The organism is Vibrio genomosp. F10 str. 9ZD137 (assembly GCF_049974785.1).
Taxonomy (GTDB): Bacteria; Pseudomonadota; Gammaproteobacteria; order Enterobacterales; family Vibrionaceae; genus Vibrio.
Window position 1 is genome coordinate 1 of the sequence record NZ_JBNGCJ010000761.1, and the last position, 15,725, is coordinate 15,725.

16 protein-coding genes are annotated in these 15,725 nt (G+C 44.9%); 13 read left to right on the forward strand and 3 right to left on the reverse strand.

The genetic code is table 11. The annotated features are described in order from the left end of the window. The 3 genes from ACP45E_RS17800 to ACP45E_RS17810 form a co-directional block, all read right to left on the reverse strand. Positions 1-865 (reverse strand): hydrolase (locus tag ACP45E_RS17800; protein ID WP_069585352.1); only part of this gene is annotated, 865 nt, incomplete at its 3' end. A gap of 9 nt (positions 866-874) precedes the next feature. After that, positions 875-1,351 carry a TIGR02444 family protein gene (locus tag ACP45E_RS17805; RefSeq protein ID WP_017038800.1) on the reverse strand — a complete coding sequence of 159 codons (477 nt, stop codon included), beginning with the start codon at positions 1,349-1,351 and terminating at the stop codon, positions 875-877. Next, positions 1,351-3,270 carry an ABC transporter ATP-binding protein gene (locus ACP45E_RS17810; RefSeq protein ID WP_069585353.1) on the reverse strand — a complete coding sequence of 640 codons (1,920 nt, stop codon included), beginning with the start codon at positions 3,268-3,270 and terminating at the stop codon, positions 1,351-1,353. The genes ACP45E_RS17805 and ACP45E_RS17810 overlap by 1 nt, the downstream gene beginning before the upstream one ends. Positions 3,271-3,412: 142 nt before the next feature. Between ACP45E_RS17810 and kefG the strand changes: the two genes are divergently transcribed. The 13 genes from kefG to rplB all read left to right on the forward strand — a co-directional run. Next, the gene (gene kefG, locus ACP45E_RS17815; protein ID WP_198927753.1) at positions 3,413-4,039 is read left to right on the forward strand and encodes a glutathione-regulated potassium-efflux system ancillary protein KefG; all 627 of its coding nucleotides are present in this window, start codon (positions 3,413-3,415) and stop codon (positions 4,037-4,039) included. Further along, positions 4,029-5,828 carry a glutathione-regulated potassium-efflux system protein KefB gene (gene kefB / locus ACP45E_RS17820; protein WP_017038803.1) on the forward strand — a complete coding sequence of 600 codons (1,800 nt, stop codon included), beginning with the start codon at positions 4,029-4,031 and terminating at the stop codon, positions 5,826-5,828. The genes kefG and kefB overlap by 11 nt, the downstream gene beginning before the upstream one ends. Before the next feature lie 51 nt (positions 5,829-5,879). After that, positions 5,880-6,086 carry a YheV family putative zinc ribbon protein gene (locus ACP45E_RS17825; protein WP_170746597.1) on the forward strand — a complete coding sequence of 69 codons (207 nt, stop codon included), beginning with the start codon at positions 5,880-5,882 and terminating at the stop codon, positions 6,084-6,086. Between the two features lie 109 nt (positions 6,087-6,195). Continuing rightward, the gene (gene slyD, locus ACP45E_RS17830; protein WP_017036088.1) at positions 6,196-6,780 is read left to right on the forward strand and encodes a peptidylprolyl isomerase; all 585 of its coding nucleotides are present in this window, start codon (positions 6,196-6,198) and stop codon (positions 6,778-6,780) included. 305 nt (positions 6,781-7,085) lie between these two features. Beyond that, on the forward strand, positions 7,086-8,402 hold the full coding sequence (locus ACP45E_RS17835; protein WP_017036087.1) for an adenylosuccinate synthase: 1,317 nt from the start codon (positions 7,086-7,088) through the stop codon (positions 8,400-8,402). Between the two features lie 233 nt (positions 8,403-8,635). Next, positions 8,636-9,271: a flagellar protein MotX gene (gene motX, locus ACP45E_RS17840; RefSeq protein ID WP_017036086.1), complete on the forward strand. Its 636-nt coding sequence runs from the start codon at positions 8,636-8,638 to the stop codon at positions 9,269-9,271. Positions 9,272-9,407: 136 nt separating this feature from the next. Then, on the forward strand, positions 9,408-11,879 hold the full coding sequence (gene rnr / locus ACP45E_RS17845) for a ribonuclease R (protein WP_017038804.1): 2,472 nt from the start codon (positions 9,408-9,410) through the stop codon (positions 11,877-11,879). A gap of 15 nt (positions 11,880-11,894) precedes the next feature. Next, positions 11,895-12,635 carry a 23S rRNA (guanosine(2251)-2'-O)-methyltransferase RlmB gene (gene rlmB / locus ACP45E_RS17850; protein ID WP_017036084.1) on the forward strand — a complete coding sequence of 247 codons (741 nt, stop codon included), beginning with the start codon at positions 11,895-11,897 and terminating at the stop codon, positions 12,633-12,635. A 475-nt stretch (positions 12,636-13,110) separates the two neighbouring features. After that, positions 13,111-13,422, forward strand: coding sequence for a 30S ribosomal protein S10 (rpsJ, locus tag ACP45E_RS17855; RefSeq protein ID WP_001181007.1), 312 nt, complete (start codon positions 13,111-13,113; stop codon positions 13,420-13,422). A 14-nt stretch (positions 13,423-13,436) separates the two neighbouring features. Then, the gene (gene rplC / locus ACP45E_RS17860) at positions 13,437-14,066 is read left to right on the forward strand and encodes a 50S ribosomal protein L3 (protein ID WP_017036083.1); all 630 of its coding nucleotides are present in this window, start codon (positions 13,437-13,439) and stop codon (positions 14,064-14,066) included. 16 nt (positions 14,067-14,082) lie between these two features. Then, entirely contained in the window at positions 14,083-14,685 is a 603-nt protein-coding gene (gene rplD, locus ACP45E_RS17865; protein ID WP_017036082.1) for a 50S ribosomal protein L4, read from the forward strand. Then, positions 14,682-14,984: a 50S ribosomal protein L23 gene (rplW, locus tag ACP45E_RS17870; RefSeq protein WP_017036081.1), complete on the forward strand. Its 303-nt coding sequence runs from the start codon at positions 14,682-14,684 to the stop codon at positions 14,982-14,984. The genes rplD and rplW overlap by 4 nt, the downstream gene beginning before the upstream one ends. 15 nt (positions 14,985-14,999) lie before the next feature. Beyond that, the coding region (rplB, locus tag ACP45E_RS17875; RefSeq protein ID WP_069585355.1) for a 50S ribosomal protein L2 at positions 15,000-15,725 on the forward strand (726 nt) is incomplete at its 3' end.

Sequence of the window (15,725 nt, forward strand, 5' to 3'; positions counted from 1 at the left end):
ACTGGTAGTCGATGTTATCGGGTAAAATGAAACTTGGTATCACCGCCTGGGTCATAAAGGGATCGTCTTTGGCATGAATGATCTGCAAGGGTAAGGTGATCTCTTGTAATCGATGAATACCAGAGCAACGTTGATAATAGCTCTGCGCACTTTCAAAACCATGTAAGGGCGCAGTAATCAGCTCATCAAATTCATACAACTTGGAGATGCGCTTAATACGTTGATAAGAAAGCCCAAGCTCACCTTTAAGCAGGCGGTGTTTGTGCAGAGCGCTTTTTTTCAAAGAAGAGACTAAATAACGCCGATATACTTTTGAAAACCCTTGCTCAATTCGCTCAGAACATGCTGATAGATCCAGTGGTGCGGACACTATGGTCGCCGCATCCAACAATGGATTGTCTTTGTAATGAGCAAGATAGTTGACCAACATGTTGCCACCCAGTGAGATACCGACGGACACTTTCGTATTGGTAGGAAAACGCATGTTTAGGTAATTCAGAAAAAACCGAGCGTCTTCTATTTCGCCAGAATGATACGCTCGTGCGAGGTTATTCGGTTTTCCACTGCAACCGCGAAAGTGCATCATAACCGAAAGCCACCCTTGCTTGGCAAAAGCTTGCATTAATCCATTGGCGTATGGGCTATAAAAGCTGCCCTCTAATCCGTGAAATAGCACAAAAATGGGCTTTTGTATGGCACTCTCTGATAGCGGGTCTTCACTCCAGGCTAGGTCAACAAAATCACCATCTGGCGTGTCTAGCGTCTGCCAGACAGGTTCAAATAAGGCATTTTTACGTATGAAGCGTGGCACAATGGTTTGTAGATGCGGGTTTTTTATTCCCGTAGCTGGATGAAATTGAGTCATAGTGGACCGTTAGTGTTTGTCGCAAGGCGCTGGAGCTGAAAAAGCTTGGTATAGGTGCTCACCGCCCAGTTGACGGCAGTAGCGTTGCGTGAGTGATTGGTGCTCGCAATGGGTCAAAGGAATCCCATTAATGCAATCAACGAGATCAGATTGTTGTTGTTTTTCTAGTTGAAGCTCAAATTGCAACGATTCGCGATAAAGCGTATCGGGAACATGGCGTTTGAGTTTCCGCCTTAGCTCTCGGTAGCTATGAAGCAAGGCCTCTGAGCGCCCAAGACACTCTTCAACTTTGTGCCAGTCTTCATCTTGAAAACTGACGTTTTGTTCATCTAACCATTTCAGAAGTAGCAATAAATTGACGTTGCCATGGAACTGATTTTGAAGCTCTAAACACGCCTGCTTAACCTCATGCACACTATAGTACTGAAGACTAAACTGCCACAGCCTTTCAAGTGTTAAGGAGATATTCGCGCGTGTTTGAGTCATTACTGGTTATATTCCTCTTCCATCTGTTCTAGGGCTTCTTGCTCGGCCATCCACTCCATTTCAACCTGTTCGAGTTGAGATTTACTGGTTGCCTGAAGTGCGAGTACTTCATTAAGCTTAGCTTTATTTTCAGCATCATAAAGAGAAGTGTCTGACAAATGCTGCTCAGCAATGGCAATCGCTTCATTGAGCTTATCCATACTCTTCTCTAACTTCGTGAGGTTTTTTCTTAGTGGCGAGGTCAGTTTTCTAAATTCTGCATCACGACGCTTTTGCTCTTTTTTCCCGGCAGCACTATTGCTGCTGCTTTTCTCTGGTAAGTCTGCTTGCGCTTCTTTACGTTCAATTTTCTGTTGTTCAGTGAGCCACTTATAGTAATCACTAAGATCACCATCAAAAGGGGCGACCTGGCGATCGTGGACCAAATACAGATCGTCAGTTGTCGCTCGAAGTAAGTAACGATCGTGACTGACAATCACCATGGCCCCTTCAAAGGTCTGCAGGGCAAACGTCAGAGCTTGGCGCATATCCAAATCAAGGTGGTTGGTCGGTTCATCGAGTAGCAATAGATTCGGTTTTTGCCACACAACGAGAGCGAGAACAAGGCGTGCTTTTTCTCCGCCAGAAAAGGGCGCCACTTTATCCAGTGCCTTTTCGCCCTGGAAACCAAAGCTACCTAGGTAATCGCGCAGTTGCTGCTCGGTCTTACCAGGCGCTATCTGCATCATATGCTGTAACGGCGTTTCATCAGGATGTAAGGTTTCGAGTTGATGCTGAGCAAAGTAACCAATTTTAACGCCTTGAGAATACCCTAAATCACCTGATTGAGGCTTTAATTCACCAGAGAGGAGTTTGATTAAGGTTGATTTACCTGCCCCATTGCGCCCTAAAAGACCGATACGACTACCGGGAACAAGATTGAGACGGATTTTTTCTAAGATCAGAGTGTTATCGTACCCTGCACTGACATCATCCATCATCATGATTGGATTAGGTAGGGCGGCTGGCTCTTTAAATTCAAAACTGAATGGGTTATCAAATTGCGCGGGCAGCACTTTTTCCATTTTCTCTAACGCTTTAATTCGACTTTGAGCTTGTCGTGCTTTCGACGCTTTGTATCGAAAGCGATCAATATAGCTTTGCATATGCGTCATTTGTTTCTGCTGCTTTTGGAACATCGCTTGCTGTAAAATCAGCTTTTGCGCTCGTTGTGTTTCAAAAGAAGAGTAGTTACCGGTGTATTCGTTAAGCTGTTGGTTTTCTACATGTACGATTCGGCCAACGATCGGGTCTAGGAAATCTCGGTCATGGGAAATAAGAATCAAGGTGCCAGGGTAGCTTTGTAGCCAGCGCTCAAGCCACATAACCGCATCTAAATCTAAGTGGTTGGTGGGCTCATCGAGAAGTAATAAATCAGAGCGACAAAGAAGCGCTTGAGCAAGGTTGAGGCGCATTCGCCACCCCCCCGAGAATTGGGTCAAACTCCAACTCATTTGCTCCTGGCTAAAGCCCAATCCATCCAGAAGCTCAGCGGCTCTTGAATTAATGGTATAACCACCAATGGTTTCAATTTTTCCGTGCAGTTCTGCTACCAGAGTTCCATTATCAGCGGCTTCTGCATCTAACAGTGCTTGTTCTAGTGCACGATATTCACGATCACCATCAATCACATACTCAAGCGCACCACGTTCAAGTGCCGGTGTTTCTTGTGCTACCCAGGCTAACTCCCAATGAGAAGGTTGGCTAAATGATCCAGCATCGATAGACAGCTCATCTTTGAGTAGAGCAAAAAGTGTGGATTTTCCGCAGCCGTTTTTACCGACTAATCCCACCTTGTCACCAGGGTGGATTGTGGCAGAGGCTTGTTCTAAGAGAGGCTTTCCGCCTCTAAGTAACTGAATGTCAGAAAAGATAATCATAAAATATTAACTTGCACGTGGTGGCATTTATGGCGACAAATAGTAGGTCTAATAAGGATAAATGTCGATCATTATACAAATTGGGTTATGATGCTAAAAAAGAATAACAACTTTACAACATGCTAGGATGATTGCTTGCGAAATGACGGAACTCAATAGCTCAAATCAAAAACCTCTCAAAGTATTAGTGATTTACGCTCACCCTGAGCCTAATAACTCAATCGCTAACCAAGTGATGCTAAAAAAAATCGAATCCCTTGAGCATGTGACGATTCGTGATCTCTATGCCCATTACCCCGACTTTTTTATTGATGTTGCTTTCGAGCACCAGCTTTTGCTAGAGCATGATGTCATTGTGTTTCAACACCCTCTTTATATGTACTCTTGCCCATCACTGCTTAAAGAGTGGTTTGATCGAGTATTGAGTAAGGGGTTTGCTTTTGGTGATACATGTCAATTAGAAAATAAGATTTGGCGCAATGTGATCACCACCGGGGGGAATGCTGAGGCGTTTTGTGAGAAAGGTTACAACAAGTACCCATTAGAACAAATTTTACAACCTTTTGAGTTAATGGCGTCGCTGTGTCGTATGACTTGGGTTGAACCCTTGGTGCTGTATTGGTCGAGAAACGTGACGGATGCAGAACGTTACCAGCATGCTGATTTTTATCGTCAATGGTTACAATCTCCAATCACCGCATTCGACGTCACGGTAGAATCTGATCAAATAGACCAGAATGGCACGCAAGGAGACCAGCATGGCAATTGAGTATGATTTTTTGCAAAGCAGTGTCATTTTCCTTACCGCGGCTGTCGTTGCTGTACCGCTAGCGCAACGAGTGGGTTTGGGTTCTGTTTTGGGGTACTTGATCGCGGGTGTCGCAATCGGTCCTTGGGGGCTGGGGTTAATCAGTGATGTGGACGCTATTTTGCACTTTGCTGAGTTTGGTGTTGTTCTATTGTTGTTTCTCATCGGTTTGGAGTTGAACCCGAAAAAGCTATGGCAAATGCGAGGGCCAATTTTAGGTTTAGGGGGCGCTCAGGTGGTGATTACCACAGTCATTATCTCAGCTATCGTTAGTGTGTTTGATCTAAGTTGGCAGGCCAGTCTTGTCATCGGTATGGGGCTCGCGCTCTCTTCTACGGCCATCGCACTGAGGGTAATAGAAGAACGTGGTTTAGCCGGCGGAGAAACAGGCCAGTCCGGTTTTGCGGTGTTACTGTTTCAAGATGTCGCGGTCATTCCTATGTTAGCGATACTGCCGATTCTGGCAGGGAACACAGCAGGGAACTGGCTAGATGCCATCTGGATGCTCGGTGGCGTTGCGGGATTGCTCATTGGCGGCCATTTTCTGCTTCGTCCTTTGTTTCGATATGTTGTGTTGAGTGGTGTCCGAGAGGTCTTTACCATTGCTGCGCTATTATTGGTCATCGGTATTGCGCTGACCATGAAACAACTGGGCTTATCGATGGCATTAGGAACGTTCCTTGCTGGGGTACTTTTAGCCGAAAGTGAATATCGCCACGAGCTAGAAATCGCCATTGAGCCTTTTAAAGGTTTACTACTCGGTCTGTTCTTTATTTCGGTAGGAATGGCTGCCAATCTGGGTTTGTTGGCGTTAGAGCCGATGAAAGTGTTGTTAGCGGTTGCCGGACTTGTCTTTGTTAAAGGTTGGGTGCTTTATCTGCTCGCCCGCTTCTTTGGTATTCGCGCTAAAGCTCGCAGTAAAATGTCTGCGATTCTTAGTCAAGGTGGTGAGTTTGCGTTTGTTATTTTTACTGCCGCTACCGCCGAAGGCCTTCTGAGTGCCGATCAACTGTCGTTCTTGTTGGTTGTCGTGAGTCTATCTATGGTCACGACGCCCATTTTGTTGATGGTTCAAGCAAAGTGGTTTGCCAAATTTTTAAATGCGCAAGAGTCGAGTGGGATCCCATCCGATATCATCAATAAAGAACCGAGAGTCATCATTGCCGGTTTTGGTCGATTTGGTCAGGTTGTTGGGCGATTGATGTACGCCAATAAAATCAAGATTACCGTGTTAGAAAGTGACGCAAGCCAAATTCAGTTATTGAGAAAGTTTGGCTATAAAGTCTTTTATGGTGATGCCACTCAGCTCGATTTATTGCGTGCTGCGGGGGCAGACAAAGCCGAAGCGATCGTCATATGCACCGATACGCCAGATGAAATCATTAAAATCGTAGACTTGTGTAAACAGCACTTTCCAAAGCTAAAAATATTGGCCCGTGCGCGCAGCCGGGTTGAAGCGTATCAATTGCTCAATCATGGCGTCGATAAGTATTCGCGTGAGACCTTTCTAGGTGCATTAGATCTTGGCAAACAGGCATTGATGGAACTAGGGATGCATCCATATCAAGCAAAACGAGCGGAAGCGCACTTTAGAAAGTTGGACAACACAATGTTAAAAGAGTTATTACCTCAGCATAAACAAGACAAACAACTCGCGTTAAGAGCAAAAGAAGCACGCAAAGAGTTGGAAGAGATCTTTGGCCGAGAAATGGATAACGATAGTCAATCTCATAATTATTGGGATAAGTAGTCATGCTGGTGGTGTGAACCCCCAGATACCAAAGGAGTGATTGTGAGTAATATTGAAAAGAAAGCAAAAAAACGCTTTATAGCAGGCGCAAGCTGTCCGAAGTGTCAAGCGCCAGATGCTTTGCGTTGGTGGATAGAGAACAACATTGAAATGGTTGAGTGTGTTGAGTGCCAGCATGTGGATCAGCGTAAACCGAAATCTGTAGATTCTAGTGAACATGCGTCACAGGAAATGATTGGGATTTTTAAGCCGGAATAATTGAGTTTCTTTATTTGATCCCCATAATATAGCCAACTGATTTGGGGAAACTCAAGTCCTGAATTTTTGCTTGGGGAGTGTCTCAAGCTTTAACTGCCTTGGAGCAAATATGAAAATTGAAAAGAACGTTGTCGTTAGCTTGGCATATGAAGTGAAAGTTGAAGGTGCTGTTGTTGATCAATCAACGGCTGATGCGCCTCTTGATTATCTTCATGGTCACAACAATCTGATTACAGGTCTAGAAAGCAAACTAGAAGGTAAGGTAGCTGGCGACAAGTTCTCTGCGACAATCTCTCCTGAAGATGGCTACGGTGAACACAGTGACGAGCTTGTTCAACGTGTTCCTGCTGATGTCTTCCAAGGCGTCGAAGAAATTGAAGTTGGCATGCGTTTTCTTGCGGATACCGATCAAGGCCCAATCCCTGTTGAAGTGACAGAAGTCGATGGTGATGAAGTTGTGGTAGACGGTAACCATATGCTTGCGGGTCAGACTCTAACATTTGACGTTGAAGTTATTGCTGTTCGTGAAGCAACAGCAGAAGAGCTTGAGCATGGTCATGTTCATAAAGAAGGCGGTTGTGGCGGTCACCATCACGATCATGACCATGAAGGTGGTTGTTGTGGTGGTGAAGGTCATGGCGAGAAAAAAGAAAAAGACGGTTGCTGCGGAAGCGGTAATTGCAGCTCACATTAATTCGTTTGGTCGATAGCGTTTGCCTATAACGCAATGGTCGAGACTAAGCAAAAAGCGCTAACCTGATTAAGATTGGCGCTTTTTTTTGAGGTAGAATTAGGTTACTGAACTCTGATGTATAAACGTATTTCTACGCGAAAAAATACATCTGCAACAGAGCTAGTATTCACATCAGCACTCCCTAGCTTGTTTCTCAAATAGCTCAGTCAGTTAGTGTGACATTGAATAGTTATGATTAAAAAATGACTGCAAGAAGTGTGATTCGATGCTAGAATCCATTTTTAACAACTAACAGAACTGGAAAGATGGGAAATAACGTAGTCGTTCTAGGCACCCAATGGGGTGACGAAGGTAAAGGCAAAATAGTTGACCTTTTAACTGAAGATGCAAAGTATGTTGTTCGCTACCAAGGCGGTCACAATGCAGGTCACACTCTAGTCATTGACGGTGAGAAAACCGTTCTTCACTTAATTCCATCAGGCATCCTTCGTGATAACGTAAAATGTGTTATCGGTAACGGAGTTGTATTATCGCCTGAAGCACTTCTTAAAGAAATGAAACCTCTAGAAGAGCGCGGCATTCCGGTAATGGAACGTCTATTCATTTCTGAAGCTTGTCCACTCATTCTTCCTTATCATATTGCTATTGATCAGGCGCGTGAAATCGCTCTTGGCAAAAAAGCGATTGGCACAACTGGCCGCGGTATTGGTCCAGCATACGAAGATAAAGTTGCTCGTCGCGGTCTTCGCGTTGGTGACCTTTTCGATAAAGCTGCATTTGCTGAAAAATTAAAGAAAGTGATGGAATTCCATAACTTCCAACTTGAGCATTTTTACAAAGTTGACCCAGTTAGCTATGAAGAAGTTCTAGAGCAAGCGATGGGCTATGCTGACATGCTAACGTCAATGGTTATTGATGTAACTGATGAACTTGATGCGGCGCGCAAACGCGGTGATAAGATCATGTTTGAAGGCGCACAAGGTACTTTACTTGATATCGACCACGGTACTTACCCATACGTAACCTCTTCAAACACGACTGCTGGTGGTGTTTCCGCGGGTTCTGGTTTTGGCCCACGTCACATCGGTTACATTCTAGGTATTACTAAAGCTTACTGTACTCGTGTAGGTTCTGGTCCATTCCCAACAGAGCTTTACGATGGCCTTGATAAGCAAGACCCAGTCGGCAAGCACTTGGGTGATGTTGGTCATGAATTTGGCGCGACAACAGGTCGTCTACGCCGTACTGGTTGGTTTGATGCCGTTGCAATGCGTCGTGCTATCCAGATCAACTCTCTTTCGGGTATGTGCCTCACTAAACTAGACGTACTTGATGGCCTAGAAGAGTTGAAAATCTGTACTGGTTACAAGATGAAAGACGGCTCTATCATGGAAGTTTCTCCAATGGCTGCTGAGTCATTTGAAGAAGCAACGCCAATCTACGAAACAATGCCAGGCTGGTCTGAGAATACGTTTGGTGCTCAATCTATCGATGCGCTTCCAAAAGCTGCTCTAGATTACATCAGCCGTATTGAAGAACTGACCGGTGTTCCGATTGATATTGTATCAACGGGTCCAGATCGTAATGAAACAATTATTAAGGTTCACCCATTTAGCGCTTAATGCTAAAGCGAAATGGTTGAAATATAAGTAATTGCAAAAACCGGCCTAAATGGTCGGTTTTTTTATGTTCCGTTTGATGTTATTTTGTTCATCAGTGGCAAGAAGTTGCCGAGCTAGGCAAGTTTTGTCTAAAGAGTTTATCTCTGTTGCCGATACATAAATCAAGCCCATGCCCCCAATGTGAAAGTTCACTATACTGATGGGGCGTTCGGAATTTGATAAAGAGTGCAGATATGAAGCTACGAATAGTGGCAGCTTCGTTAATCGTGGTACTAAGTTCATCATTGAGTCATGCAAAAGTGGCGGAAGTGGGTGAGCCTATTCCCATTTATACTGAAGCTGAATTAATTAAACTGATCGAACAAAATAAGCATCTAGAACGAGTCAAAGCCGATAAATGCCAGTTAGTGGAAGATATCGTTGCTCGAGCGACTCGTATTAGTTTGCCTTCTTACGAATTCCTGTATGGTGACATGCTGGCGTGGGGCGTTTGTGTTGAGCAAGACGTTGAATTAGGCATTTACTATATGGAAAATGCGGCCCATCAAGGTTTGCCTTCGGCCCTTGAACAGCTCGGTCGTTATTATTCTCGTGGTACGTTGGTACAGCAAGATAAAGAACGAGCGATTCCTTATTTGCGTGAAGCCGCCGCTATGGGCAATTTAAACGCTCGCATTCATTTGGCCGAGTTACTTTTACGTGACTATGGCAGCCCTCTCGACTATGAAGATGCGTATCGATGGCTTTATAACTCGATCAGCGCAGACCAACGAACGCATCGGCGTATATCGGTGTTAAGACAAGGTCTGGAAAACCGCATGCCAGAGAATATCATCGCTAGAGCCAAACGGCGCGATACATTCTGGTAATAGTCACTGAGTTTTATTTGTTAATGCCTAGCTTCTGCTAGGCATTTTGTTTCTTAATCTTAAAAGCAATTCTGTAGCTTAATCGAGGACTCAGATATACTTAGAGTTATCCCTCCTTGCTTCAGTAGGCGAGTCTATGTCAGATAAAGTGAATATCGATCCCTTTGCGGATCGTGAATCCAAAAATTACGAAAATCCCGTTCCGAGCAGAGAGTTCATCATTGAATTCCTGAGAGCGGCTAATGTACCAATGAACCGTAACGACCTATTTGAAGCATTAAAGTTGCAAGGAGAAGAGCAATACGAAGGTTTGCGTCGTCGTCTTCGTGCAATGGAGCGAGATGGTCAACTTATCTTTACCCGTCGTCAATGCTACGCATTACCTGAAAAACTGGAACTGGTAAAAGGCCTGGTTATTGGGCACAAAGATGGTTTTGGTTGGGTACGCCCTGAGGGGAGCATAGGTAAAGACAACGATGTGCTGCTACCTCATCACCAAATGCGCAGCATTATTCACGGTGATTTAGTTTTAGTACAACCTGCTGGTACCGATAAGCGCGGTCGCAAAGAGGGGCGTTTAGTTCGAGTATTAGAGGAACGCAAAACACCCCTGGTTGGACGATTCTTCCTTGAATACGGCCACTCTTTTGTCGTGACTGACGATTCACGTATTACCCAAGACATCTTGATCCCAAATGAGCATAAAGGTGGCGCTCGAATGGGGAATGTCGTCGTGATTGAGCTGACAGACCGTGGTACAAAAAGCCGCGGTATGATGGGGAAAGTGACCGAGGTTCTTGGTGAAAATATGGCACCAGGTATGGAAACGCAAATCGCCATCCGCACCCACCAAATACCGAATGAATGGCCAGAGGCTGTCGATAAACAAATTGCTAATCTGGGCGAACATGTACCAGAAGAAGCCAAGGAAGGTCGTGTCGATCTTCGAGATCTTCCTTTAGTCACCATTGATGGTGAAGACGCGCGTGACTTTGATGATGCAGTCTACTGTGAAGCCAAAAAAGGTGGAGGATGGCGTCTTTGGGTCGCGATTGCTGATGTGAGCTATTACGTTCGTACCGACACCGCACTAGACAAAGAAGCGATCAATCGAGGCAACTCGGTTTACTTCCCTTCGCAAGTCGTTCCTATGCTGCCTGAAGTGCTGTCCAATGGATTGTGCTCATTGAACCCGCAAGTTGACCGCTTATGTATGGTTTGTGAAATGACGATCTCGGCAAGTGGTAAGCTGTCGGGTTACAAGCATTATGAAGCGGTAATGAATTCTCATGCTCGACTGACTTACAACAAAGTAGGGTCGATTTTAGATGGCGATGAAGAGCTTCGTCAGCGATACGAAAAAGAAGTTCCTCATTTAGAAGAACTTCATAAAATGTATAAAATTCTAAAGCAAACGCGTGACAAGCGTGGTGCGATTGAATTTGAAACGGTTGAAACTAAATTTATCTTCAATGCGGATCGTAAGATTGATCGTATTGAACCTGTGATTCGCAACGATGCCCATAAAATCATCGAAGAATGCATGATTTTAGCCAATATCGCTTCAGCCTCTTTGGTTGAAAAAGCAAAAGAAGCGGCTCTGTATCGAATACATGAAACTCCAGGGGAAGAAAGACTCACGGGGTTTAAGAGTTTCTTGGCTGAATTGGGCTTAACATTGGAAGGGGGGTTATCGCCATCGCCAACGGATTACGCTCAACTGATGCACCAAATATCAGAGCGAGAAGATAAAGAGCTGATTCAAACCATGCTGTTGCGTTCAATGAAGCAAGCCGTGTATAACGCCGATAACTGTGGGCACTTTGGTTTAGCACTAAAGCGTTATGCCCACTTTACCTCACCAATTCGTCGCTACCCTGATTTGCTTTTACATCGAGCAATCAAATACCTTATCGCTAAAGGCGAAGGACGTAATACTGATCGTTGGACACCAACGGGCGGTTATCATTACTCATTTGATGATATGGACTTTTACGGTGAACAGTGCTCAATGACAGAACGACGGGCAGATGATGCGACGCGTGAAGTCAATGACTGGCTTAAGTGTGAATACATGCAAGACCATGTTGGCGAGGAAATGGATGGCGTTATCGCCAATGTCACCGGCTTTGGATTCTTTGTTCGCTTAACCGAGTTACACATTGATGGGTTAGTTCACATCTCATCACTGGCCAACGACTATTACCAGTTTGATCCTATGGGGCAGCGCCTTGTGGGGGAAAGTGGTGGAATGACCTATCGGTTAGGGGATTCAGTCAAAGTCACGGTGAAAGCCGTTAACCTAGACAGCCGCCAAATTGATTTTGAACTGGTTGGAACCGAAAGAAAAGTTCGCGGAAAAGGCAAGACAACTAAGAAACGTGCAGCGGAAGCGCAAGAAAAAGCCAAAAATAAACGACGAGCGTCAACAAAAGGTCGAACAGACAGAAATAAAGGTTCTGCTGCTAAACCTCTGGTTGAACCGACTAAGCGCCCTGATGGCAGTCATGAAGATAAGCCAAAGAAAGGCACAAGTAAGAAAAAAGCCTCAAAAGGCCGTAAAAAGAAACCACGCACAAGCTCTAGTAAACCTAGTGCAAAGCAGTAATGACTGGATTATAGAATGAGTAACGAATTTATTTATGGCATTCACGCTGTGAAAGCGGTGCTAGAAAAAGACCCTGCAAGGCTGATAGAAGCGTATGTACTAAAGGGGCGTCAGGATGATCGTGTCATGCCTTTGCTACAAGAGCTGCAAGTGTGTGGTGTGTCGATTCAGCAAATGGGCCGTAAAGCGCTGGATGACAAAGCACAAGGTGCGAATCATCAAGGGTTAATCGCAAAAGTGAAAGCCGCCAAGCAGCTAAATGAAAATGACCTTGAAGCCATATTGGAACAACATGAGCAACCTTTGCTGTTGGTTCTCGATGGTGTGACGGATCCGCATAATCTAGGTGCTTGCTTAAGAAATGCGGATGCGGCTGGTGTTGCTGCGGTTATTGTGCCGAAAGACCGTTCATCACCGTTAACTGCGACGGTGAGTAAAGTGGCTTGTGGTGCTGCTGAAACCGTACCGCTAGTAAGAGTGACCAACTTGGCTCGTACAATGCGTGCTCTACAAGAAAAAGGCGTATGGTTTGTGGGAACGGCAGGCGAAGCGACACACAATATCTATCAAGCTAATCTCTCTTCTGGTTCATTAGCGATCGTGATGGGAGCCGAAGGTGACGGCATGCGCCGACTGACTCGTGAAACCTGCGATGATTTGATAAAAATCCCGATGGCGGGCAGCGTATCAAGCTTGAACGTATCTGTAGCTTCTGGTATTTGCCTATTTGAGGCGGTAAGACAGCGTCTCGCCTAATTCAGTAAAAGACAAAAAGATAAGTTGAAAAGAGGATTAAGAGAGGACGTTTGTCTTTTCTGACCTCTTTTTCTCTTATGACTATCCTTCTTTATCCTCTCTCCTTGTTTGTTATTAAGCATCTTCGATTAATATTCAAACAACCCTTGCATGTGAAACTGTGATCTGTATAATGCACCGCACTGGTTAAGCCAGTTGTGAACCAATGAGCATCGAGGAGCTAACTTTTCGTCAGATAAGTTAGGTAATGTAAACTCAGCTTATGTTCGCGGTTAATACAATTATCTATTTATCTTTCGAGATAACTATACTAAAGGTGACTTTAGCCATAGGGATAGCTAATCGAAAATTAACTGACAATGCGTCCTAATCTTGGATGCTACGGTTTCACATAAATCAATCGGCATTCTCTCGTTTTAACGAGTTTGAGTGGCGATATTGTTTGTGTAATATTTAATTATTGGAGCTCTGTCTCATGCAGAACCAACGCATTCGAATCCGCCTTAAAGCATTTGATTACAAGCTAATCGATGCTTCTACTGCGGAAATCGTAGAAACAGCAAAGCGTACCGGCGCACAGGTTCGTGGTCCTATTCCACTACCTACTCGTAAAGAGCGTTTCACTGTTCTTATCTCTCCACACGTCAACAAAGATGCACGTGACCAGTACGAAATTCGTACTCACAAGCGTTTGATCGACATCGTTGAGCCAACAGATAAAACTGTTGACGCTCTTATGCGTTTAGATCTTGCTGCAGGCGTTGATGTACAAATCAGCCTAGGTTAAGGGAGATTAGAATAATGATTGGTCTAGTCGGACGTAAAGTGGGTATGACCCGCGTATTTACCGAAGAAGGCGTTTCTATCCCAGTAACTGTTGTTGAGGTTGAAGCTAACCGTGTTTCTCAAGTACGTACTATTGAGAACGACGGCTACGCAGCAATCCAAGTAACTGCTGGTACTAAGAAAGCTAACCGTGTATCTAAGCCAGAAGCTGGTCACTTTGCGAAAGCAGGTGTTGAAGCTGGTCGCGGTCTTTGGGAATTCCGTTTAGAAAACGGAGAAGAGTTTGAAGTTGGCGCTGAGCTAAACGTAGAACTATTCAATGAAATTAAGAAAGTAGACGTTACTGGTACATCTAAAGGTAAAGGCTTCCAAGGCGCTATCAAGCGTTGGAATTTCTCTACTCAAGATATGACTCACGGTAACTCTTTGTCTCACCGTGCACCGGGTTCAATTGGCCAATGTCAAACTCCAGGTCGCGTATTCAAAGGCAAAAAAATGGCAGGTCACATGGGTGCTGAGCGTGTAACGACTCAAAACCTAGAGATCGTACGTGTTGACGCTGAGCGCAATCTTCTCCTTATTAAAGGTGCAGTACCGGGCTCAACAGGTGGCAACGTGATCGTAAAACCAGCTATTAAAGCATAACGTCTAGGAGTAAGTAATGGAATTGATGGTTAAAGGTGCTGATGCACTAACTGTTTCCGAAACTACTTTCGGACGTGAGTTCAACGAAGCCCTTGTTCACCAAGTAGTTGTTGCATTTGCAGCAGGTGCTCGTCAAGGTACTCGTGCTCAAAAGACGCGTTCAGAAGTTTCTGGCGGTGGCGCTAAGCCATGGCGTCAAAAAGGTACTGGCCGTGCACGTGCTGGTACAATTCGTAGCCCAATCTGGCGTACAGGTGGTGTTACTTTTGCTGCGAAACCACAAGATCACAGCCAAAAAGTTAACAAGAAAATGTACCGCGGTGCTATGAAAAGCATTCTTTCTGAGCTTGTTCGTCAAGAGCGTTTAATCGTTGTTGATAACTTCTCAGTAGAAGCACCAAAAACAAAAGAACTTGTAGCTAAACTTAATGAACTTGAGTTAAGTGATGTTCTAATTGTGACTGCCGAAGTAGATGAGAATCTATTCTTAGCTGCTCGTAACCTGTACAAAGTTGATGCACGTGATGTTGCTGGTATTGATCCTGCAAGTCTAATCGCATTCGACAAGGTTCTAATAACTGCTGAAGCAGTTAAGCAAGTTGAGGAGCTTCTAGCATGATCACTGAAGAGCGTCTACTAAAAGTTCTACGTGCTCCACATATCTCTGAAAAAGCAACTATGGCTGCTGAGAAAGCGAACACTATCGTTTTCAAAGTATCTATCGATGCAACTAAGAAAGAGATCAAAGCAGCTGTAGAGAAGCTATTTGAAGTTGAAGTTAAGTCTGTAAATACTCTTATTACTAAGGGTAAGACCAAACGTCAAGGTCTACGCCAAGGTCGCCGCAGCGACGTTAAGAAAGCGTACGTTACCTTGAACGAAGGTCAAGATCTTGACTTCGTTGGCGGTGCTGAGTAACAGGAGTAGTTAAAAATGGCTATTGTTAAATGTAAGCCGACTTCCCCTGGTCGTCGTCACGTTGTTAAAGTTGTTAACGCTGACCTACACAAGGGTAAGCCATACGCACCACTTCTAGAGAAAAACTCTAAGAATGGTGGTCGTAATAACAACGGTCGTATTACAGTACGTCACATCGGTGGTGGTCATAAGCACCATTACCGTCTAGTTGACTTCAAACGTACTAAAGACGGTATCCCAGCGAAAGTTGAGCGTCTAGAATACGATCCAAACCGTAGCGCTAACATCGCTCTAGTTCTGTACGCAGACGGTGAGCGTCGTTACATTATCGCACCTAAAGGTGTTAACGCAGGTGACCAGATCCAATCAGGTCCTGATGCGCCAATTAAAGCAGGTAACACTCTGCCATTGCGCAACATTCCAGTAGGTTCTACTGTACACTGTGTTGAACTTAAGCCTGGTAAAGGTGCACAGCTAGCTCGTTCGGCTGGTGCTTATGCTCAAATCGTCGCTCGCGACGGTGCATACGTTACTCTCCGTCTACGTTCTGGCGAAATGCGCAAAGTACTTTCTGAAGGCCGTGCAACGGTCGGTGAAGTTGGTAACTCTGAGCATATGCTACGTGAATTAGGTAAAGCTGGTGCTAGTCGCTGGCGTGGTGTTCGTCCAACCGTTCGCGGTGTGGTAATGAACCCGGTTGATCACCCACACGGTGGTGGTGAAGGACGCACATCTGGCGGT